This window comes from Delftia sp. GW456-R20, from assembly GCF_001622915.1.
Taxonomy (GTDB): domain Bacteria; phylum Pseudomonadota; class Gammaproteobacteria; order Burkholderiales; family Burkholderiaceae_C; genus Comamonas; species Comamonas acidovorans.
In genome coordinates, this window is the sequence record NZ_LWCN01000003.1 from 257,681 (window position 1) to 277,672 (window position 19,992).

The 19,992-nt window shown below is 69.2% G+C and carries 19 protein-coding genes and 1 pseudogene; 7 read left to right on the top strand and 13 right to left on the bottom strand.

From position 1 onward, the window contains the following. Positions 1 to 29 precede the first annotated feature (29 nt). Positions 30 to 2,051, bottom strand: coding sequence for an NADPH-dependent 2,4-dienoyl-CoA reductase (locus A4F85_RS02495; protein ID WP_063325553.1), 2,022 nt, complete (start codon positions 2,049 to 2,051; stop codon positions 30 to 32). Positions 2,052 to 2,211: 160 nt separating this feature from the next. Between A4F85_RS02495 and A4F85_RS02500 the strand changes: the two genes are divergently transcribed. After that, a complete protein-coding gene (locus A4F85_RS02500; protein WP_063325554.1) occupies positions 2,212 to 2,751 on the top strand; it encodes a PadR family transcriptional regulator in 540 nt (179 codons plus the stop codon). A gap of 91 nt (positions 2,752 to 2,842) precedes the next feature. Here the strand turns inward: A4F85_RS02500 and A4F85_RS02505 are convergent, their stop codons facing one another. The 8 genes and pseudogenes from A4F85_RS02505 to A4F85_RS02540 all read right to left on the bottom strand — a co-directional run bounded on the left by A4F85_RS02505 (position 2,843) and on the right by A4F85_RS02540 (position 9,842). Next, on the bottom strand, positions 2,843 to 3,766 hold the full coding sequence (locus A4F85_RS02505) for an SMP-30/gluconolactonase/LRE family protein (protein WP_063325555.1): 924 nt from the start codon (positions 3,764 to 3,766) through the stop codon (positions 2,843 to 2,845). A 22-nt stretch (positions 3,767 to 3,788) separates the two neighbouring features. Continuing rightward, positions 3,789 to 4,697, bottom strand: a complete 909-nt coding sequence (locus A4F85_RS02510; RefSeq protein WP_063325556.1) for an amidohydrolase family protein — start codon at positions 4,695 to 4,697, stop codon at positions 3,789 to 3,791. 4 nt (positions 4,698 to 4,701) lie between these two features. Continuing rightward, positions 4,702 to 5,658 carry a tripartite tricarboxylate transporter substrate binding protein gene (locus tag A4F85_RS02515; protein WP_063325557.1) on the bottom strand — a complete coding sequence of 319 codons (957 nt, stop codon included), beginning with the start codon at positions 5,656 to 5,658 and terminating at the stop codon, positions 4,702 to 4,704. Positions 5,659 to 5,697: 39 nt separating this feature from the next. Beyond that, positions 5,698 to 6,702, bottom strand: a complete 1,005-nt coding sequence (locus tag A4F85_RS02520; protein WP_063325558.1) for a Bug family tripartite tricarboxylate transporter substrate binding protein — start codon at positions 6,700 to 6,702, stop codon at positions 5,698 to 5,700. A gap of 70 nt (positions 6,703 to 6,772) precedes the next feature. Continuing rightward, positions 6,773 to 7,705 carry an NAD(P)-dependent oxidoreductase gene (locus A4F85_RS02525; RefSeq protein WP_063325559.1) on the bottom strand — a complete coding sequence of 311 codons (933 nt, stop codon included), beginning with the start codon at positions 7,703 to 7,705 and terminating at the stop codon, positions 6,773 to 6,775. Beyond that, complete coding sequence (locus tag A4F85_RS02530) at positions 7,702 to 8,388, bottom strand: methyltransferase (RefSeq protein ID WP_063325560.1); 687 nt, start codon at positions 8,386 to 8,388, stop codon at positions 7,702 to 7,704. Before A4F85_RS02530 ends, A4F85_RS02525 begins: the two co-directional genes overlap by 4 nt. 57 nt (positions 8,389 to 8,445) lie before the next feature. Next, positions 8,446 to 8,739: pseudogene (locus A4F85_RS02535) on the bottom strand (tripartite tricarboxylate transporter substrate-binding protein); the annotation flags it as partial. Positions 8,740 to 8,840: 101 nt separating this feature from the next. After that, positions 8,841 to 9,842 carry a Bug family tripartite tricarboxylate transporter substrate binding protein gene (locus A4F85_RS02540; RefSeq protein WP_063325562.1) on the bottom strand — a complete coding sequence of 334 codons (1,002 nt, stop codon included), beginning with the start codon at positions 9,840 to 9,842 and terminating at the stop codon, positions 8,841 to 8,843. 127 nt (positions 9,843 to 9,969) lie between these two features. Here A4F85_RS02540 and A4F85_RS02545 point away from each other — a divergent pair, with 127 nt between their 5' ends. Continuing rightward, positions 9,970 to 10,758, top strand: a complete 789-nt coding sequence (locus tag A4F85_RS02545) for an IclR family transcriptional regulator (RefSeq protein WP_063325563.1) — start codon at positions 9,970 to 9,972, stop codon at positions 10,756 to 10,758. A gap of 40 nt (positions 10,759 to 10,798) precedes the next feature. On the opposite strand, the gene A4F85_RS02550 is transcribed toward A4F85_RS02545, so the two are convergent. Next, positions 10,799 to 12,352, bottom strand: coding sequence for a YdgA family protein (locus A4F85_RS02550; RefSeq protein WP_063325564.1), 1,554 nt, complete (start codon positions 12,350 to 12,352; stop codon positions 10,799 to 10,801). Between the two features lie 15 nt (positions 12,353 to 12,367). Between A4F85_RS02550 and A4F85_RS30215 the strand changes: the two genes are divergently transcribed. After that, positions 12,368 to 12,739, top strand: a complete 372-nt coding sequence (locus tag A4F85_RS30215) for a hypothetical protein (protein WP_156516918.1) — start codon at positions 12,368 to 12,370, stop codon at positions 12,737 to 12,739. 6 nt (positions 12,740 to 12,745) lie between these two features. Here the strand turns inward: A4F85_RS30215 and A4F85_RS02555 are convergent, their stop codons facing one another. Next, complete coding sequence (locus tag A4F85_RS02555; RefSeq protein ID WP_063325565.1) at positions 12,746 to 13,648, bottom strand: alpha/beta fold hydrolase; 903 nt, start codon at positions 13,646 to 13,648, stop codon at positions 12,746 to 12,748. Positions 13,649 to 13,781: 133 nt separating this feature from the next. Here A4F85_RS02555 and A4F85_RS02560 point away from each other — a divergent pair, with 133 nt between their 5' ends. Both A4F85_RS02560 and A4F85_RS02565 read left to right on the top strand, forming a co-directional pair. Beyond that, positions 13,782 to 14,708 carry a LysR family transcriptional regulator gene (locus tag A4F85_RS02560; RefSeq protein ID WP_063325566.1) on the top strand — a complete coding sequence of 309 codons (927 nt, stop codon included), beginning with the start codon at positions 13,782 to 13,784 and terminating at the stop codon, positions 14,706 to 14,708. Between the two features lie 120 nt (positions 14,709 to 14,828). Further along, positions 14,829 to 15,410, top strand: a complete 582-nt coding sequence (locus tag A4F85_RS02565; protein WP_063325939.1) for a peroxidase-related enzyme — start codon at positions 14,829 to 14,831, stop codon at positions 15,408 to 15,410. Here A4F85_RS02565 and A4F85_RS02570 read toward each other — a convergent pair. Further along, the gene (locus A4F85_RS02570) at positions 15,379 to 16,872 is read right to left on the bottom strand and encodes an aminotransferase-like domain-containing protein (protein ID WP_063325567.1); all 1,494 of its coding nucleotides are present in this window, start codon (positions 16,870 to 16,872) and stop codon (positions 15,379 to 15,381) included. The two genes, A4F85_RS02565 and A4F85_RS02570, sit on opposite strands and share 32 nt — an antisense overlap. A gap of 96 nt (positions 16,873 to 16,968) precedes the next feature. Here A4F85_RS02570 and A4F85_RS02575 point away from each other — a divergent pair, with 96 nt between their 5' ends. Then, the gene (locus tag A4F85_RS02575) at positions 16,969 to 17,763 is read left to right on the top strand and encodes an arylamine N-acetyltransferase family protein (protein WP_063325568.1); all 795 of its coding nucleotides are present in this window, start codon (positions 16,969 to 16,971) and stop codon (positions 17,761 to 17,763) included. Between the two features lie 4 nt (positions 17,764 to 17,767). Here A4F85_RS02575 and A4F85_RS02580 read toward each other — a convergent pair whose 3' ends face one another. After that, positions 17,768 to 18,772: a LacI family DNA-binding transcriptional regulator gene (locus A4F85_RS02580; protein ID WP_063325569.1), complete on the bottom strand. Its 1,005-nt coding sequence runs from the start codon at positions 18,770 to 18,772 to the stop codon at positions 17,768 to 17,770. 230 nt (positions 18,773 to 19,002) lie between these two features. Between A4F85_RS02580 and A4F85_RS02585 the strand changes: the two genes are divergently transcribed. Beyond that, positions 19,003 to 19,971, top strand: a complete 969-nt coding sequence (locus tag A4F85_RS02585; protein WP_063325570.1) for a Bug family tripartite tricarboxylate transporter substrate binding protein — start codon at positions 19,003 to 19,005, stop codon at positions 19,969 to 19,971. Positions 19,972 to 19,992 lie beyond the last annotated feature (21 nt).

Consider the following 19,992-nt stretch of genomic DNA (forward strand, 5'->3'; position numbering starts at 1 on the left):
GAGGTGGAAAACGGAATCGGGCGGCGCCCTCAAAGGCTGGCCGCCAGCGTGGTGCCTTGCGCGATGGCGCGCTTGGCGTCGAGTTCGGCCGCCACGTCGGCGCCGCCGATCAGGTGCACGCTGCAGCCCGCCGCGCTCAGGGCCGCATGCAGCTCGCGCTGCGGCTCCTGGCCCGCGCAGAGCACGACGTTGTCCACCTCCAGCAGTTGCGGCTGGCCGTCCACGGTGATGTGCAGCCCGGCGTCGTCGATGCGCTCATAGGCCACGCCCGAGCCCATGGCCACGCTGCGCGCCTTCAGCGAGGTGCGGTGTATCCAGCCCGTGGTCTTGCCCAGTTGGTCGCCCACCTTGGTGGACTTGCGCTGCAGCAGGTGCACGCGGCGCGGCGAGGGCTCGGCCTGCGGCTGCGCCAGGCCGCCGGCCTGGGCGTAGTCCGTGTCTATGCCCCACTCCGCATAGAACTTGCGGGGCGCCACGGCGCCGCTGTCGCCGGCATGGGTCAGGTACTCGGCCACATCGAAACCTATGCCGCCCGCGCCGATGATGGCCACGCGCTCGCCCACGGGCCTGTCGCCCTGCAGCACGTCCAGGTAGCCGAGCACCTTGGGATGGTCCACGCCGTCGATGGCGGGAACGCGCGGCCGTATGCCCGTGGCCAGCACGATCTCGTCATAGCCGCCCTCGATGAGCTGGGCCGCCTCCACGCGGTGGCCCAGTCGCAGCGCCACGCCGCCCAGCTCCAGCTGGCGGCGGAAGTAGCGCAGCGTCTCGTGGAACTCCTCCTTGCCGGGCACCTTCTTGGCAATGTTGAACTGCCCGCCGATCTCGCTGGCCGCATCGAACAGCGTCACCGCATGGCCGCGCTGCGCGGCGGTGACGGCAAAGCTCAGGCCCGCCGGGCCGGCGCCCACCACGGCGATGCGCTTGGCGGCGGGCGCAGGCGCAATCACCAGCTCGGTCTCATGGCAGGCGCGCGGGTTGACCAGGCAGGAGGTGATCTTGCCGCCAAAGGTATGGTCCAGGCAGGCCTGGTTGCAGGCAATGCAGGTGTTGATCTCGTCGGCACGGCCCTGGCGTGCCTTGCGCACGAAGTTGCCATCGGCCAGCAGCGGCCGGGCCATGGAGACCATGTCGGCATAGCCCTCGGCCAGCAGGCGCTCGGCCACTTCGGGCGTGTTGATGCGGTTGGAGGTGATCAGCGGGATGCCCACCTGCCCCATCACGCGCTGCGTGACCCAGGCATAGGCGGCGCGCGGCACCTTGGTGGCGATGGTGGGAATGCGCGCCTCGTGCCAGCCTATGCCCGTGTTCAGCAGCGTGGCGCCTGCGGCCTCGATGGCCTGGGCCAGCGCGATCACTTCCTCCAGCGTGGAGCCGCCCTCCACCAAGTCCAGCATGGACAGGCGGTAGATGATGATGAAGTCCCGCCCCACGCGCTGGCGCGTGCGCCGCACGATCTCCACCGCAAAGCGCATGCGGCCCGCGTAGCTGCCGCCCCATTCGTCATCGCGGTGGTTGGTGCGTGCGGCGATGAACTCGTTGATCAGATAGCCCTCGGAGCCCATGATCTCCACGCCGTCGTAGCCCGCATGGCGGGCCAGGGCTGCGCAGCGCACGAAGTCCTCGATGGTCTGCTCCACCTCGTCGCCCGTCAGCGCATGCGGCACGAAGGGGTTGATGGGCGCCTGCAGCGCGCTGGGCGCCACCAGCCCGGGCTGGTAGGCATAGCGGCCGAAGTGCAGGATCTGCATGGCGATCTTGCCGCCCTCGGCATGGACGGCCTGCGTGACGATGCGGTGCTGGTCCGCCTCGTGCTCATTGACCATCATGGCGCCGCCCTTCATGGGCCGGCCGCGCTCATTGGGGGCGATGCCGCCCGTGACGATCAAGCCCACCTCGCCGCGCGCGCGCTCGGCGTAGAAGGCGGCCATGCGCTCGAAGCCATTGGGCGCCTCCTCCAGGCCCACGTGCATGGAGCCCATGAGCACGCGGTTTCTGAGCGTGGTGAAGCCCAGGTCCAGTTCAGCATTCAGGTGGGGGTAGTGGGTCATGCCTGTCTCGCTTTTTTATGCAACTGATTGCATGAATGTAGTCAGCCTCCTTTATTTATGCAACTGGTTGCGCAAAAAATTGCAGAAATGACTGCAGCGCTTGGCCGCACCTCCATGCAGGCCCGTAAGATGGCGCCCAGCGCCAGTCCCTTTGTTGCCGATGTCCCTGCCACACGCCCTTCTCACCGCCTTGGTCGAGCACCCCTGCTCGGGCTCGGAACTTGCCGAGCGCTTCGACCGCTCCATCGGCTATTTCTGGAACGCCACGCACCAGCAGATCTACCGCGAACTCGCGCGACTGGAAGAGGCGCAATGGATCGAGGCCCTGCCCGCCGCATCCGGCCGGGGCCGCAAGCGCCAGTACCGCATCCTGCCCACGGGCCGCAAGGAGCTCAAGCGCTGGGTGGCCGAGCAGGAAGACCCCAAGCCGCTGCGCGAGGAATGGATGGTCCGCCTGCGGGCCGAGGCGGTGGTGGGACCCTGCGGACTGCAGGACGAAGTGCAGCGGCTGCTGGCACTGCACCAGGCGCAGCTGGACGTCTACCAGCGCCTGGAGCAGCGCGACTTCCTGGACAAGCCGCCCACGCGCGAGCGGCGACTGCAGCACCTGGTGCTCAAGGCCGGCATACAGCAGGAGCAGCTGTGGATAGGCCTGCTGCAGGAAGCCCGGGAGATCCTGGACATGCCGGCCAGGCCCTGAGCAACGGTTGCGACGGCTGAGACGGCTGAGACGGCTGAGACGGCTGAGACGGCTGAGACGGCTGAGACGGTGCGACGGTGCGACGGCCGCCTCAGCCCTTGTTCAAGCCGTGCAGCGCCAGCCCCGGCGCCTCCAGCCGGGCACGCAGAATGCGCCCGTGCGTGGAGTCCGTCACATACAGCGTGCGGCGGTCCGCGCCGCCAAAAGCCAGGTTGGTGAGCGAGCTTCCCGGCACGCCGCGCAGCACCTGCACGGGCTCGGCACGGTGGTTGAGCACCCACACCAGGCCCAGGCCCGGGTTGGCCACCAGCAGCCGGCCCTGGTCATCCACGGCCAGCCCGTCGGGGCCGCTGGGGCCGTAGGAGGTGAAGAACTGCCCCACCTTGGCCACGCTGCCATCGGGCAGCAGGGGCACGCGCCAGACGCAGTTGCCGCGCGTCACGGCCAGGTAGAGAACGCGGCCGTCGGGCGACAGCGCCACGCCGTTGGGGCTGGGCACGTTGGCCAGCAGCAGGTCCAGCCGGCCGTCCGGCCGCAGGCGGTACAGGCGGCCGCTGGGATCGTGCAGGCCGCTCTGGCCCTGGTCGGTGAAGTAGAGGTTGCCCTCGGCATCGAAGACCAGGTCGTTCACGCCCTTGAAGCGCTCGCTGTTGCGCCGCTGCAGATAGGGGCTGATGCGCCCCGTGGCCACCTCCAGGCGCATCAGGCCGTTCTTGTAGTCGGTGATCAGCAGCGTGCGCTCGTCAAGGAACTTCATGCCGTTGGGCTCGCCGTCGTACTCGGCCACCAGGGTCCAGGCGCCTTGGGGATCGATGCGGAAGACGCGGCCCCAGGGAATGTCGGCCACGTACAGATGGCCGGCCGCGTCGAACACCGGCCCTTCGAGGAAGGAGTCGGTCACGGCGCCGCCCCGGTTGGCATCGGCCCAGTCGCTGCGCTCGGGGCGGCGCAGGGCGTCGGGCATGGTGGTGAACGATTCGAGTTCGCAGACCTGGGGGGCTTGCAGCAGGAACATGGTGTCTGTCTTTCTTGGAGTGTCAGGCCGCGCCGTCGAAGCCATACAGCCTTGCGGGGTTGTCCACCAGGATGCGGTCCATGGCCTCGTCCGTGCCCGCCCAGGCCTGCAGCAGATCGACAAGGTCGGCATCGTTGACGGAGCCCGGCGCCTCGGTGGTGTGCGGCCAGTCGCTGCCCCAGACCAGGCGCTCGGGTGCGGCGCGCACCAGGTCGCGGCCCAGCGGCAGCGTGTCGGCATAGGAAGGGCCGCCCACCGATGAACGTATATAGGCGCCGGAGAGCTTGACCCAGGTATTGCCGCCATCGAGCAGCCGGCGCAGCGCGGCATGGGCCGCGCCCTCCACGCCAGCCACGCCCTCAACGCCTTCAGCCGGGTCGATGCGGCCCAGGTGGTCCACGACCAGGTGGACGGGCAGCGCACCCAGCACGGGCTCCAGCGCCACCAGCTGTTCGGGCTGCACAAAGACCTGCACATGCCAGCCCAACCGTGCAACCCGGTGCGCCAGCGTGACCAGCATGTGGGCCGTGGTCTCGCCCCAGGACTGCGGCGAGACAAAGTTCACGCGCAGCCCGCAGACGCGGTGCGCGGCCAGCCGGTCCAGCTCGGCATCGGCCACGTCGTGGGCGACCACGGCCACGCCGCGCGCCACATCGCCCAGGCGCTCCAGCGCATCGAGCGTGCAGGCGTTGTCCGTGCCATAGGTCGATGGCGTGACCACCACGGCGCGCGAAGTGCCCAGGCGCTGCTGCAGTTGCCGGTACATGGCCACGTCGGCCTGCGGCGGAGTGCGCGGCCAGTGCGGCGACGGCGCAAAGCGCGCATCGAAGATGTGCATGTGACTGTCGCAGGCCAGCGGCGGCAGCGTGCGGAAAGGCCGGTTCGTGCCGGCCGAATGCGCAACGGCGATGGTCGATGCGTTCATGGCCATGCGCTCAGTCCAGCACGATGGCGCCCTTGCGCACCACCTCGCCCCACTTGGCGTCTTCCTTCTGGAGGAAGGCCGCGAACTCGGCCGGCGTCGTTCCCATGGGCTGGGCGCCCAGGTCGCTCAGGCGCTGGCGCACCTCGGCTTCCTGCAGCACCTCGGCCAGCGCCTGGTGCAGGCGCGCGGCCACGGGCTCGGGCGTGCCCGTGGGCAGGAAGATCCCGTTCCACTCATAGGCCTCGTAGCCGGGAATCACGGTCTCGGACACGGTGGGCACATCGGGCAGGCGCGCCGAGCGCTGGGGCGCGGCCACGGCCAGGGCGCGCAGCTTGCCGCCCGTGACCAGCGGATAGGTGGCCGCCATGGTGCCGAACATGAAGTCCACCTGCCCGCCCATCACATCGGCAATGGCCGGCCCGCCGCTCTTGTAGGGCACATGGACCATGTCCAGATCCAGCCGCTGGCGGAACAGCTCGGCCGCCAGGCGCTGCACCGTGCCGCTGCCGCCCGAGGCGAAGTTGATCTTGCCCGGCTGCGCCTTGGCCCTGGCCGCCAGGTCCGCCACGCTGCGCACGGGCGAGTCGGCCTTGACCACGACCACATTGGGCATGAGCAGCACCAGCGACAGCGGCTGCAGCGCGCTGCGCGCATAGGGCAGCCTGGCAAACAGATGCGGGTTGATGGAAAACGGCGTGGCGTCGTAGAGCACCGTGTACCCGTCGGCGCGCGCCTTGGCCACCTGGCTGGCGCCAATCGTGCCGCTGGCCCCGGGCCGGTTGTCCACGATGATGCTGGTGCCCAGCCGCGCGCCCATGCGCGTGGCCAGCAGGCGCGCGGCCGCGTCGGCGCCGCCGCCGGGCGCATAGGGCACGACCAGGGTGATGGGCCGCTCGGGAAAGGCGGCCTGGGCCACGGCGGCGGCCAGGGCACAGGCCGCGATCAGGGTTCCGGCAAGGAATTTCATGGCTTGTCTCCAGATTTTTTCGAGGGGGCGGCGGCCGAATCAATCCGCCTTCAGGTTCAGTTCGCGGGCGATCTGCGCATAGGACGCCGCTTCGCTGGCCACGCGCTGCGCGAAGGCGCTGCCGCAGCTGGACTCGGCATCCATGCCCAGGCCGTGCAGCTTGTCCGCGGCCGATGCACTCTTGGCAAACTCCACGGCCACGCGCTCCAGCGCCTGGGCCACGCTGTCGGGAATGCCGGCCGGCGCGAGCACGCCGTACCAGACATCGGCCGAGTAGTCGCCGCCACCCGCTTCTGCAAAGGTCGGCACCTGGGGCAGCAGGGACGCGCGTCTGGGCGAGGCCACGGCCAGCGCCGTGAGCTTGCCGCTGCGCACCTGGGGCAGCACCGAGCCCAGCGTGGCGAAGGAGCTGTCGAGCTGGCCGCCCATGAGGTCGGTCACCACGGGCGCCGCGCCCTTGTAGGGCACGTGGTTGAGCTTCAGGCCCTTGGCCCGCGCAAACATCTCGGTGGCGAAATGGCCCGAACTGCCCATGCCCGCCGTGCCGGCCGTGACGCTGCCGGGCCGGCTGCGCGCCTGGTCCATGTACTCCTGCAGGCTGCGCGCCGGCATGCCCGGCCCCACGACCAGCACCGTGGGGCTGCTGGCCACCGTGCACAGCGGCCGGAACGAGCGCACCACGTCGAACTTCACGCGGCCCTGGTACAGCGCCGGGATCATGCTGTGGTTGGTGGCGCCGAACAGCAGGGTGTAGCCATCGGCCGGCGCACCAGCCACGGCCTGCGCGGCCACGATGGTGTTGGCCCCGGGCTTGTTGTCCACCACGAAGGGCTGGCCCAGCGCCTTGCCCGCATGGTCGGCAAAGGCGCGTGCCACCACGTCGGTGGGGCCGCCCGCCGCAAAGCCCACGACCAGCCGCACGGGCTTGGCCGGATAGTCCTTCTGCGCCAGCGCGGGCTGGGCGCCCAGCGCGGCCAGCCCCACGGCGGCCAGCAGGCCGCCGCGCAAGGCCAGGCGGCGGACCTCTTGGAAATTCCTCGACATCGCTTGTCTCCTCAAATCACATGCATGCACATGCATGGGCCAAGGGCGCGCACGGCGCCCCTGCCCTGGCTCAGGCGCCGGCCGCCGCAGGCACGCGGGCCAGCACCTCCAGCACATTGCGGGCCGCGCCCACGCCCATGTTCACGTAGGCATCGCCGGTCACGCCGCCGATATGGGGGCTGAGCACGAAGTTCCTTTCGCCCTGGAACGGGTGGCCGGCCACCATGGGCTCCACCGCAAAGCTGTCCAGCCCTGCGGCCGCCACCTGGCCCGAGCGCACGGCGGCCAGCAGCGCGGCCTCGTCGATCAGGCCGCCGCGTGCGGTGTTGACCACGATCACGCCGCGCTTGCAGGCCGCCAGCGTGGCGGCGCCGAGCATGCCCCGGTTTTCCTCGGTCAGCGGGCAGTGCAGCGAAATCGCGTCGGACTCGCGCCAGATGGTTTCCAGGTCCACGGGCTGCACGTAGGCGGGCAGGTTCTTTGCGAAGGGATCAAAGCCGATCACGCGCATGCCCAGCGCATCGGCCATGCGCGCAAAGCGCAGCCCGATGGCGCCCAGCCCCACCAGGCCCACGGTGCGCCCGCCCAGCTCCAGGCTCTTGTGCGTGGCCTTGTCCCAGTGGCCTGCGTGCATGCGTGCATCCAGCGCCACCACCGACTTGGCGCAGGCCAGCAGCAGGGCCAGTGCCTGCTCGGCCACGGCCGCCGCATTGGCGCCGGCCGCGGCCACCACGGCAATGCCGCGTTCGGCGGCGGCCACCTTGTCGATGGTGTCCGTGCCGCTGCCGTGCTTGGAGATCACGCGCAGCGAGGGCGCCGCGTCCATCACGGACGCGCCCACCTTGCCGTAGCGCACGATGATGGCCACGGGATCATGGGCGCGGCACAGCGCGACCAGGTCCTCTTCGGTGGGCGTCTTGCCCGCATAGACGATCTCGTGCCGGGCCAGCAGGTCCAGCGCCTGTTGCGCCAGATCGGCGCCGGTGACGATGATGGTGCTCACAGCGATTCCCCTTCCTTGAGCACGCCGGCCGCGCGCAAGGCCGCGGGCAGCCATTTCGATGCCGTGTCGCCGCGCGCAATGGCCTCGATGCGGGCGGCCTCGTCGGCCACCTTCTTCACGGCCAGCTCCAGCATGGCGGGGGCCTTGTCGCGCTCGATGACGACCACGCCATCGGCATCGCCCACCACCAGGTCGCCCGGGTGAACCGTCGTGCCACCGGCCGAGATGGCGTGGTTGATGCGGCCCGGCACGAACTTGGTCGGGCCTGCGGGGTTGAAGCCTGCGCTGAACACCGGGAAGTCCAGCTCCAGCAGCTCCAGGCGGTCGCGGATGGCGCCGTCCACGATGACGCCGGCCAGGCCCAGCTTCTTGCAGGCGCTGAGCATCAGCGTGCCCATGAGCGCCGCCGTCTGGTCGCCCTTGCCGTCGATGACCAGCACGTCGCCGGGCCGGGCCAGCGCAATGGCGGCGTGGATCATGAGGTTGTCGCCGGGACGCACCTCGACGGTGAAGGCCGGGCCGGCCACCCTCATGCCCTGGTGCACGGGCGCCACGCGCGCATGCATGGTGCCGCGGCGGCCCGCCACGTCGGCCAGGATGGCGGCCTGAAAGCCTGCTGCGCGTTGCACGACCTGGGCGTCCACGCGCTCTATGTCACGGATGATTTCTGGGAGTTGGCTCATGATGGTTCGGTGAGATGAGGGGAAGAAAAACAGGAAGATCAGGAAGATGTGCGCGCGTCAGTCGGCCTTGATGCCGGCCTCGCGGATGAGTTGGGCCCACTTGGCGGAGTCGGATTTCTGCAGCTCGCCCAATTGCCGGGACGTGCCGCCGACCATGCCGGCCTCGGCCATGGTGGGCACGTCAGGCAGGGCCTTCAGGCGCGCCGCCGAGGTCACGGCCAGCGCGGGCGTGTCGCCCTTGTAGGGCACGTGGATGAAGCGCACGCCGCCCTGCCTTTGCAGCAGTTCGCCCTGCATCTGCAAGACGGTTCCGCTGCCGCCCGAGGCAAAGGCCAAACGGACGGGCACGGCAAGGCTGTCGCAGTCCATGGCGAGATCTCGATGGAGGAAGAAAAAGGAAGGGAGGAGGAAGGGCGGAGGAAGCGAAGGGCTGGCGCCCCTGCCCCCCGGTCTCAGTCCAGGCTGGCGCCCGAGTCCTTGACGATGCGTGCCCAGCGCGGCACCTCGGCGCGCAGCAGCGCGGCGAACTTCTCGGACGAGCCGCCCAGCACCTCGCCGCCTTCGGAGCGCAGCTTCTCGGCCACCTCGGGCACCAGCAGCGCGTCGTTGATGGCCTTGTTCAGCTGCTGCACGATGGCCTGGGGCGTCCCGGCCGGGGCCAGCACGCCGAACCAGGTAACGGCCTCGAAGTCCTTGTAGCCCGACTCGGCCAGCGTGGGCGTCTGCGGCAGCTGGTCGGAGCGCTTGAGCGAGGTGACCATCACCGCGCGCAGCTTGCCGTTGCGCACCTGACCCAGCAGCGTGGGCACGGCGGACATGTAGAAATCGATCTGCCCGCCCACCAGGTCGGTCATGGCCTGGGCTGCGCCCTTGTAGGGCACATGGCGCAGCTTGATGCCGGCCGCGTTCTCGGCCAGTTCGCCGGCCAGGTGCGCCACCGTGCCGTTGCCCGAGTAGCCCAGCGTGAGGCCGTCGGGCTTGGCCTTGGCGGCCTTGACCAGGTCGTCAAAGGTCTTGTAGGGCGAGTTGGCGGGCGCGGCCATGACGATGGGCGCCGAGGACACCAGCGCCACAGGCACCAGGTCCTTCAGCGGGTCATAGGGCAGCTTGGCGTACAGCGAGGGGTTGATGGCCAGGTTGCTGGTCTGGCCCATGACCAGGGTATGGCCGTCCGGCGCGGCCTTGGCCACGGCATCCACGCCCAGGTTGCCGCCGGCGCCGGGCCGGTTGTCCACCACCACGGTCCACTTGTTGTGGTCCGCCAGCCGCTGGGCCACGGTGCGCGCAATCATGTCCGTGCCGCCACCGGGCGGAAACGGCACCACCAGGCGGATGGGCTTGCGGGGATAGGTGTCCTGGGCCTGTACAGCGCCCATGGGCACGATGGCGGCAACGCCGACCAGGGCGGCAAGAAGGCGTGCGTTGAGGCAACGCGAAAGCGAGGGAATCGGCATGGCGGTTTGTCTCCGTTTGTTGTGTCCAACGCCCGCATGGCTGCGGTGCGTGGGACGAACTTTATGAAAACGTTTCAACCCATACAATGCCGTTTCATACAGCGCAACCAATTGCATGCCTTGCACCATGAAAAAGCCCCCCAGCACCCCTTCCCCGGCGCAGCCACCCGATGACAAGGCCAGCGCGGCCAAGGACGGCGGCGTAATCGCCGTCACGCGTGCCTTGCAGCTGCTTGGCGCCTTCGCCCTCGGGGAGTCGCACCTGTCCCTGGCGGAACTGAGCCGGCGCTGCGCGCTGCACAAGACCACGGTGCTGCGGCTGGCGCGTACGCTGGCGCAGTCGGGCTTCATGGTGCAAAGGGACGATGGGGACTGGCGCCTGGGCCCGGCCGCAGGCTGGCTGGGTGCGCGCTACCAGGCGGGCTTCGATGTGCAGAACGTGCTGGAGCCCGCGCTGCGCGCGCTCACGCAGGCCAGCGGCGAGAGCGCGGCCTTCTATGTGCGCGAAGGCAATGTGCGCACCTGCCTCGTGCGCGTGGAAGGGCCGCAGGCCCTGCGCCACCATGCGCGCATGGGCGAGGGGCTGCCGCTGGACCAGGGTTCGCCGGGGCGCGTGATCCTGGCGTTTTCAGGCGAGCCGGGGCCGGTGTACGAGCAGATCCGCCAGCGCGGCTACCACTGGTCCATCGGCGAGCGCGAACAGGGCGTGGCCACGGTGTCGGCGCCGGTGTTCGGCATGCACTGGCGGCTGATGGGGTCGGTGTGCATCTCGGGGCCGGCATCGCGCCTGCCCGAGTCCCGGCTGGAAGCCATGGCGCAGACCGTGGTGGCGGCGGCCAACCAGCTGTCCTATGCGCTGGCGGGCAGCGCCAGCACACAGGCCCCTGTGGTGCGCGCCAGCCAGTGGCATCCCTGAGAACCCCTTCCGGGGCGACGCCCGGAAGGTGGATGGCCGCTTACTGCAGCGCGCCCATGGGCAGGGCGATGGGCTTGCCGTTGAGCGTGACCTGGCCGGCCTGCATCTTGAGCGCGCTGACCAGCTTGTCGCCTTCCAGGCGGGCATAGCCCGTGGCCTGGGCCATGCCCAGCATGCCCTCCACGTCCTCGGCCGAGACATCGGGCTTGCCCGATGCCTTGATCAGCGGCTCCAGCCAGGCCTTGGGCAGGCTGGCATTGGCCTGCAGTGCCGAGGTCTTGAGCAGCGCCGGCATCCAGCCGGCCTGGGCAACCTGCTCCTGCGTGGGAGCGCTTTGCACTTCGGCGCCGTACTCCAGGTGGCCGGTCTGGCCCTGGTAGGTGGCCTGCAGCTTCATGGAGTAGGCCGGCAGGGCCGCCACCAGGCGCGGGGCGTTCTGCATCAGCACGCCCATGCCCTGCTCTTCCAGCGATTCCAGCGCCTTGGCCAGGCCCTCCTTGCGGTAGCCCTCGACCATGACGCGCTGGAAGCCGCGCAGCGCCTCGATGTCCAGGCGCTGGATCTTTTCCTCGTAGCCCACGGACTCGAAATCGATGGGGCCGATGCGGCCCGTGCCCTTGACCTGGGTGGTCATGCCCAGCGTGGTCTTGTCGGACTCGATGACCGAGCTGCCGTCCACGTTCTTGAGGTCCAGCAGCGTCTTGGCCTCGCCGCCTTCGGCGGGCGTGCTGCTCATGCCGAAGCGGGCGATGCGCACGCTGGCCTTGCCGGGGCCCAGGCCCCACAGGCCGTCGATGACCTTGTTCTCGAAGCTGCTCTCCAGGCCCGTGAGCATGATGCTGGTGCGCTCCACGGGCACTGCGGCCGGCTGGGTGGGGAGGGCCTCGTCGTTGTCGGATTCCTCCTCCTCGCCCTCTTCCTCTTCCACGCCCATGGACTTGTCGCGGCTGGGCAGGCCCAGCAGGGCCACCTCGGGCCAGCGCCAGGTGCCCTTGACGCTGCCACCGCCCAGGGCCGTGTCCAGCACCATTTCCTGCCAGCGCATGGCGACTTCCTGGTCGCCCAGCTCGCCGGCGGGCAGCAGCAGGCGCACATCCTGGCCGCCCGTGAAGTGGTGCACGCTGGTCAGCGTGGGGGCTGCGGCCTTGGCCAGCATCTGAGTGCTCTTTTCGTCCAGGCCGTCGAGCGCAAAGCGCGTCTCGGAAACCGCTGCCGCCAGTCGGCCACCGGCCAGCGGGCCGTGGCGCACCGTGGTGTCCACCACCAGGCGCACGGGCTTGGACGCAGCGACCGGCTCTGCTGCGGCGGGCGCTTCAGCTGTGTCGGCTGCTTTTGCCGCGTCAGCCGTTTCAGCCGCATCGGCGGCCTGAGCTTCCGCCGCAGGCCACTGCAGCACCAGCTTGGCCTGGGAGGAGAGGAATCCCTTGTGGTACTCGTCGGTCACGACGACTTTCTCGCCCAGCACCTTGCGCAATTCGGCCACGGCCTCCTTGTAGCCAGCCTCGGCCCGCTGGCCGGTATACCAGTTGGTTCCTCCATAGCCCACGACGGCCAATGCCACGGCAGCGGCCACTACGGTTTTCTTGTTGCTCATTGTGAATATCCCGTGATGAATAAGACCCTCCCCCTCGGGCGGGCCGCGCGACTGTATCAGTTCGGCGTTTCACCACAGATCGGCAATGGGCTGCGCATTGACGCAGCCATGCCTCCTGTCGCAGGCACGCATGGACGCAGGCCCTTGCCCAGGGCTTGCCAGGCCTTGCCTGCAGCGGTTTTCAAGATCTGCGCCCCCTGCATTGCCCGCGCAAGACAGGCACCCGGATTTTTCAATTGCTTACCATTGCCGCACATGATTGGCATGCCAATTGAATTCGGAGGAAAACGCTATGGCGTCGTGCATATGGCGTCACGGATATGGCGTGATTACACCTTTCCCCTCTTTGCCGGCTTGCCCGAATGCCGTACCGAGTGCCTCCAATGACGGCACTCACCCGGCCTGCAGCAGAAATGGCAGGGCCGCGTCCAGCAGTGCATCGGGCGCCTCTTCGGCGATGTAGTGCCCGCAGGCCAGCGGCCGGCCGCGCACATCGTCGGCCACGAGCTGCCACTCGCGCAGCGGATCGAAGCAGCGGTGCACCACGCCCTCCTCGCCCCAGAGCACCAGCAGCGGCATGGACAGCCTGCGCCCGAGCTGGCGGTCCTCGCGGTCATGCTCCAGATCGATGCCGGCCGATGCGCGGTAGTCCTCGCACATGCCGTGCGCGCTGCCCGGCAGCGCCAGGCAGCGCTGGTACTCGGCCAGCGCCCGGGGATCGAAGGGCGCCAGGCCGGCGCTGCGCCGGCCCATGATCTCGCGCACATAGGCGGCGGGATCGGCCTCGATCAGGCGCTCGGGCAGCGGCGCGGGCTGGATGAGGAAGAACCAGTGCCAGTAGGCGCGCGCAAAGGCCTCGCCGGTCTGCTCGTACATGGCCAGCGTGGGCGCAATGTCCAGCAGCACCAGACGCTGCACGCTGGCGGGATAGTCCATGGCCAGCCGGTGCGCCACGCGCGCGCCCCGGTCATGCGCCAGCACGCTGAAATGCTCATGGCCCAGCCGGGCCATCAGCCGCAGCAGGTCGCGGGCCATGGTGCGCTTGCTGTAGTTCACATGCTCGGGGTCGCCGGCCGGGCGCGAGGAGTCGCCATAGCCGCGCAGGTCGGCCAGCACCACGGTGAACTGCTGCGTCAGCCGGGGCGCGACGCGGTGCCAGATCGCGCTGGTCTGCGGGTGGCCGTGCACCAGCAGCAGGGCCGGCCCCTGGCCGCCCACCCAGGCGTTGATCTCCACCCCGTCATCGACCGTGATGCGCTGCTGGCGCAGGCCCGGCATCCATGGATCTGTGTGCATCCCGGAGATTCCTTCTACGTTGTTCATGACTGTCAGCCTGCCATGCTAATCAGTAAACCAGGCTGCATAAATAGCAAAATACTGCATTGATCCATCAGTTCAATTTACGAATCAACCATCCACCGCATCCACCATGGACGGCTTTTCCGACCTGCGTTTCTTCTCGCTGCTGATCCGCGAAGGCAGCCTGGCCGCCGCGGCCCAGCAGATGGGCGTGACACCGCCCGCCGTCAGCCGCCGCCTGTCCCTGCTGGAGCGGCGCCTGGGCGTGCGCCTGCTGCAGCGCACGACACGGCGCATCCACCTGACGCCCGAGGGCGAAGCCTACCTGCTGGATGGCGCGCGCATCCTGGCCGACCTGGAGGCGCTGGAGCGCAGCATCTCGGGCACGCGCGCCACGGCGCGCGGCCCGCTGTCCATTGCCTGCACGCTGGGCTTTGGCCGCCAGCGGCTGGCGCCCGCGCTGTCGGCCTTTGCGCGTGCCTATCCCGAGGTGCAGGTGCAACTGCAATTGACGGACAGGCCCGTCAACCTGGTCGAGCAGGGCTTTGACGCCGTGGTGCGCTTTGGCGCCCTGCCCGACTCCGCCCTCACCGCCCGCCTGCTGCTGCCCAACCGCCGCGTGCTGTGCGCCGCGCCCTCCTACCTGGATGCCCATGGCGAGCCGCGCCAGCCTGCGGACCTGCAGGCCCACCGCTGCATCGTGATCCGCGAGAGCGACGAAACCTATGGCAGCTGGCGCCTGAGCCGGCGCACGCGCCAGGGCCTGAGCGAGCACAACATCAAGGTCAACGGCGTGATGAGTACCAACGACGGCGCAGCGGCCCTGGCCTGGGCGCTGGACGGCCACGGCATCCTGCAGCGCTCGCTCTGGGACGTGGCCGCGCCGCTGGCCGCAGGCGCGCTGCGCGAGGTCCTGCCCCAATGGCAGCTGCCTGCGGCCGACATCTACCTGGTGCACGCCACGCGCAGCGAGATGTCGGCCAGAATACGCGCGCTCACCGGCTTTCTGGGCGACTGGTTTGCACAACGGCCTGAGCCGGACATGGCGCCCGCCTGAGCCCGGGCGCAATCTGCAACCTCGGCGGCAGGCAGGCTGTCATGCGCGTTCACCCCGCGCAGCGCAGGCCATGCGAACATGGCACGCAACGACAACCACCACACCCAGGAGACAAGACACATGGCCACCGCCCGCTACCCCCAGCCCGAACTGTCCAGCCTGCCCGAGGACATCCGCACCCGCATCCTTGAAGTGCAGGAAAAGGCCGGTTTCATCCCCAACGTCTTCCTGGCCTTTGCGCGCCGCCCTGCCGAGTGGCGCGCTTTCTTCGCCTACCACGATGCGCTCATGCTCAAGGAAGAAGGCAGCCTGACCAAGGGCGAGCGCGAGATGATCGTCACCACCACCAGCGCGGCCAACCAGTGCCTGTACTGCGTGGTGGCCCACGGCGCCATCCTGCGCATCTACGAAAAGCAGCCCTACGTGGCCGACCAGGTGGCGGTCAACTACCGCAAGGCCGACATCAGCGCCCGCCAGCGCGCCATGCTGGACTTCGCCATGAAGGTCTGCGAACGCAGCCATGAAATCTGCGATGCCGACTTCGAGGCGCTGTACCCGCATGGCTTCGACGACGAGGACATCTGGGACATCGCCGCCATCACCGCCTTCTTCGGCCTGTCCAACCGCATGGCCAGCTTTGCCGGCATGCAGCCCAATCCCGAGTTCTTCCTCATGGGGCGCGTGCCGCGCGAGAAGAAGTAGGCTGGCCGACCTGTACCCCCTGGCGCGCCGCAGCACCCTCGACCAAACCCCGGCATATCTCCCCCACCTGCCCCACGGCCCCCAGCAGGCGCGGCGTGGGCTCGTTGGCGCAGTTCAGGCGCAGGTGGTTGGGCAGGTCCGAGCGCGATGAGAACAGCGGGCCGGGGCTGACGCCAATGCCCAGCTCCAGCGCGCGGCGGTGCACCTCCAGTGCATTCACCTGGCGCGGCAATTCCACCCACAGCAGAAAGCCCGCGCGCGGGGCCGAGACGCGGGTGCCGGGCGGAAAGCTGGCCTCGACCCTGGCCGTGACGGCCTGCACCCCGGCCTGCACGCGGGACTTGAGGCGGCGCAGGTGCCGGTCGTAGTCGCCGCTGGCCAGCACCTCGCTCACGGCAGCCTCCAGCAGCGGCGCACCGGCCCAGTCGCCCGCCAGGCGCACCTGCAGCACCTGGGCATGGAAGCGGCCCGCCGCAATCCAGCCCACGCGCCAGCCCGGCGCCAGGGTCTTGGACACCGAACCGCAATACAGCACGTTGCCGCTGCCGTCGAAGGCCTTGCAGGCCGGCGGGCGCTGGCCGTCGCCCGCAAGGTCGCCATAGACATCGTCTTCGATCAAGGGAATGCCCGCCCGCTCCAGCAGCGCCACCAGAGCCTGCTTGCGCTCCACCGGCATGCTGGCGCCCAGCGGGTTCTGCACGGTTGGCGATGCCAGCACGGCAGCCGGCCGGTGGCGGGCAATGGCCTCGGCCAGCGGCTCCAGCAGCAGGCCTTCGCGGGGATCGGTGGCAATCTCCAGCGCCTTCAGGCCCAGGTCCTCCAGCAGCAGCAGGCTGCCGAAATAGGCGGGCCGCTCCACGGCCACGACATCGCCGGGCTTGCACACGGCGCGCAGCGCCAGCCGCACGGCCTGGGTGGCGCCTGCCGTCAGGACCAGGTCATCGGGGCCGAAACGCGCGCCCCATTGCGCGGCCCGGGCCGCGATCTGGCCGCGCAGGTCGGCGCGGCCCGGCGGCATGCTGTAGGTCTGCCCGTGCGCGTCCAGGCGGCGCCCGGCGGTCTGCAGCGCGCGCTGCAGCCGGGCCGTGGGCAGCCAGGCCGGATCGGGCAATGCCGCACCCAGCGGGATCAGGCGCGTGTCAGGACTGCTGAACAGCGAGCGCGCCAGGGCCGACAGGGTCACGGGCACGGGGCGCGACGACGGGCGGGACGCCTGCAGCGCCGCGCCGCCGGTTGCCTGCCGCACAAAGTAGCCCGAGCGCGGGCGCGCGACGATCAGGCCCTCCGCCTCCAGGCAGCGCAGCGCCTCCAATGCGGTGGGCAGGCTGACCTGTTCGCGCTCGGCCAGGCTGCGGGCGGAGATCAGCCTGTCGCCGGGGCGCAGTGCGCCGCAGGCCAGCGTCTGGCGCAGGGCCTGGGCAATGCGGCGGTACTGGGGCAAGGGTTCGTTGGTGGTGGGCATGCCAATCTGTACAGGTCAGTTTTCTTGGATTCTGCTTATACAGGCATTGGCTGCCCGGATTTATCGTTGCAGCCATCAAGCAACCCGAGGAAACCCATGCAAGCCAGCAATTTCGATCTCCAGGCCTACTTCCGCCGCATCGGCTTCAGTGCCGGTGACTCCGCCCAGGCCGATACCGCCACCTTGCATTCGCTGATGCGCCACCAGTTGTTCGCGGTGCCTTTCGAGAACCTCGACGTGCAGGCCGGCAAGATCGTCTCTCTGGTGCCCGAAGACATTGCGGGCAAGATCCTCGGCGGCGCCCGGGGCGGCTACTGCTACGAGGTGAACGGCCTGTTCGCCATGGCGCTGCAGGCCCTGGGCATTGCCTACCGCTTTGTGGCGGCGCGGCCCATGTTCTATCCGGCACGCCGGCCCCGCACCCACATGGCCCTGGTGGCCGAGGTCGAGGGACGGCGCTGGCTGTGCGACCTGGGCTTTGGCAGCTACGGCATACGCGCCCCCATGGCCCTGGACGTGCTGGACACCGAGGTCCGTCAGGACGGCGACACCTTCCGCCTGAGTCTGGACGACCAGGGCGAATACCTGCTGCAGGCCCGCGTGGACGGTGAATGGGCCAACCAGTACGCCTTCAACCTGTCGCCCCAGGAATGGGTGGATTTCGCCCCCGCCAACTACCTGAACTCCACGCACCCGGATGCCATCTTCGTGCAAAAGCGGGTGGTGGTGCTGCACCAGCCGGCCGGCCGCATGATCCTGGTGGGCGACGCGCTCAAGACCGTCACGGCCAGCGGCACCGAAACCAGGCAGCTGGCCCCTGATGAAATCCAGCACGTGCTGGGCAGCCTGTTCGGGCTGGCGACCGAGCGCCAGGCGGCTGCCGTGTGCTGACCCTCTAAGTTCGGCGGGTCGAATCCCGCTCGATCAGCTCGAACCCCAGGTCGAACGCCGAGCGCCCGGCACTGTGGCCCTTGCAGCGTGCCAGCACGAGTTCGGCGGCCAGGCGGCCTATGCCCGGCCCGTCCACATGCACGGTGGTCAGCGACGGCAGCAGGTGGGCCGCGAAATCGGCATTGCCGAAGCCCGAGACGGCCAGGTCCACGGGCACGCGCAGGCCGCGCGCCTGGGCTTCCACCAAAATGCCGTGGGCCAGCATGTCCGAGCTGCAGACCACGGCCTGCAGATCAGGCTGCTGCGCCAGCAACTGGCCCAGCGCCTGCCGGCCCAGCTCCAGGCTGCCGGGCGCGGATACGGTGACCGTGGGCACCTCGCGGCCCCAGGCTGCAAGAAAGCCCTCGCGCCGCTGCTGGGCCCGGTGGTCGCTGCCCGTGGCCATGCCCACGCGCTGCAGGCCGCGCGAGAGGAAATAGCCGGCCAGCGCGCTGCCCACCTTGAGGTGGGAAAAGCCCACCACCATGTCCAGCGGCCGGTCGCTGAAGTCCCAGGTTTCCACCACGGGAATGCCGGTCCTGCGCAGCCGCTCGCGCGCCTTGTCGGACTGCACCAGGCCCATCATCACAATGCCGTCGGGCTGGCGCCCGATCATGGCGTTGAGCACCTCTTCCTCCCGCTGCTCGTCGTAGAAGGTCTGGCCCAACAGCAGCTGATAGCCCTCCTGCGCCAGCGTGGCCGTCAATGACTGCACCGTGGGCAGGAATTGCGACACCGACAGCGCGGGCACCACGCCGGCCACCATGCGGCTGCGGCGGGACTTGAGCCCGCCGGCCAGCAGGTTGGGGATGTAGCCCGTGGCCTCCACTGCTTGGCGCACGCGCTCGCGCGTCTTCTCCGAAACGATGGAAGGATTGCCCAGTGCGCGCGAGGCCGTGATCAGCGAGACGCCGGCCGCCTCGGCCACGTCGTGCAGCGTGGCGGGCCTGGGTGGTGTGGGTGTGTTCATGGGCAAGCGCGATCGCGGGCTGGTATCGGGGACGGGCCTGAAGATAGCAGACCGCCCTCCACGCACGGGCGCCAGGCCTGCCCTGCATCGCAGAAATCGTGATTGACAGCCAAAATGACAACGATATCATTTTGCTGAAAGCGCAAATCCTTGCATCTAAAAAAACGGCATCGGCGCTTTTTCATTTCCCCGGAAATGACAACGATGTCATTCACAAATCAGGAGACAAGATGAATCACATTCTTCGTGCCATGGCGCTGGCCCTGGCCGCGCTCACCGCCTTTTCTGCATCGGCCCAGGCCTGGCCCGACAGGCCCGTCACCTTGGTCGTGCCCTTCCCCGCCGGCGGCTCCACCGACCAGGTCGCGCGCGCCGTGGCGCCCAGGCTGGGCGAGAAGCTCAGGCAGTCCTTCGTGGTGGAAAACAAGGCCGGCGCCACTGGCACCATCGGCGCGGCCTTCGTGCAGCGCGCGGCGGCGGACGGGCAGACCTTTCTCGTCACCTCGCTGGGCCCGCTGGTCATCGTGCCCCACCTGATCAAGAACCTGCCCTACGACGCCCTCAAGGACTTCGACCTGATCACCGTGGCCGTGCAGTCGCCCAACGTGCTGGTCGTGCCTGCCGCCTCGCCGCACAAAAGCGTGGCCGACGTGGTCGCCCACCTCAAGGCCCATCCGGGCAAGATGAGCTTTGCCTCGGCCGGTCACGGCTCCAGCGACCACCTGACGGCCGAACTGTTCTGGCAGCAGACGGGCACCCAGGGCGTGCACATCCCCTACAAGGGCGGCGCACCGGCCCATGCCGACCTGATCGGCGGCCAGGTCGATGCCTCGTTCCAGAACATCAATGCCGTGATCCAGCACATCCGGGCCGGCAAGATGCGCGCCCTGGCCGTGACCAGCCCGCGCCGCTCGCCCGTGCTGCCGGACCTGCCCACGCTGGCCGAGGCCGGGGTGAAGAACGTGGAAGTCGCCTCCTGGCAGGCCATCGTCGCGCCCAAGGGCCTGCCGCCTGCGCTGCGTGACAAGGCGCATGCGGCCTTTGTCGAGGCGCTCAACGATCCCCGGGTGCGCGAGCAGTTCGTCTCCATCGGCTACGAGATGGTGGCCGGCACGCCCCAGCAGTTCGCCGAGTTCCAGCGCCAGGAATACGCGCGCTGGAAGTCGGTCATCGAGGCCGGAAAGATCAGCATCGACTGATGCCTGCCCCTGTCATTTTTC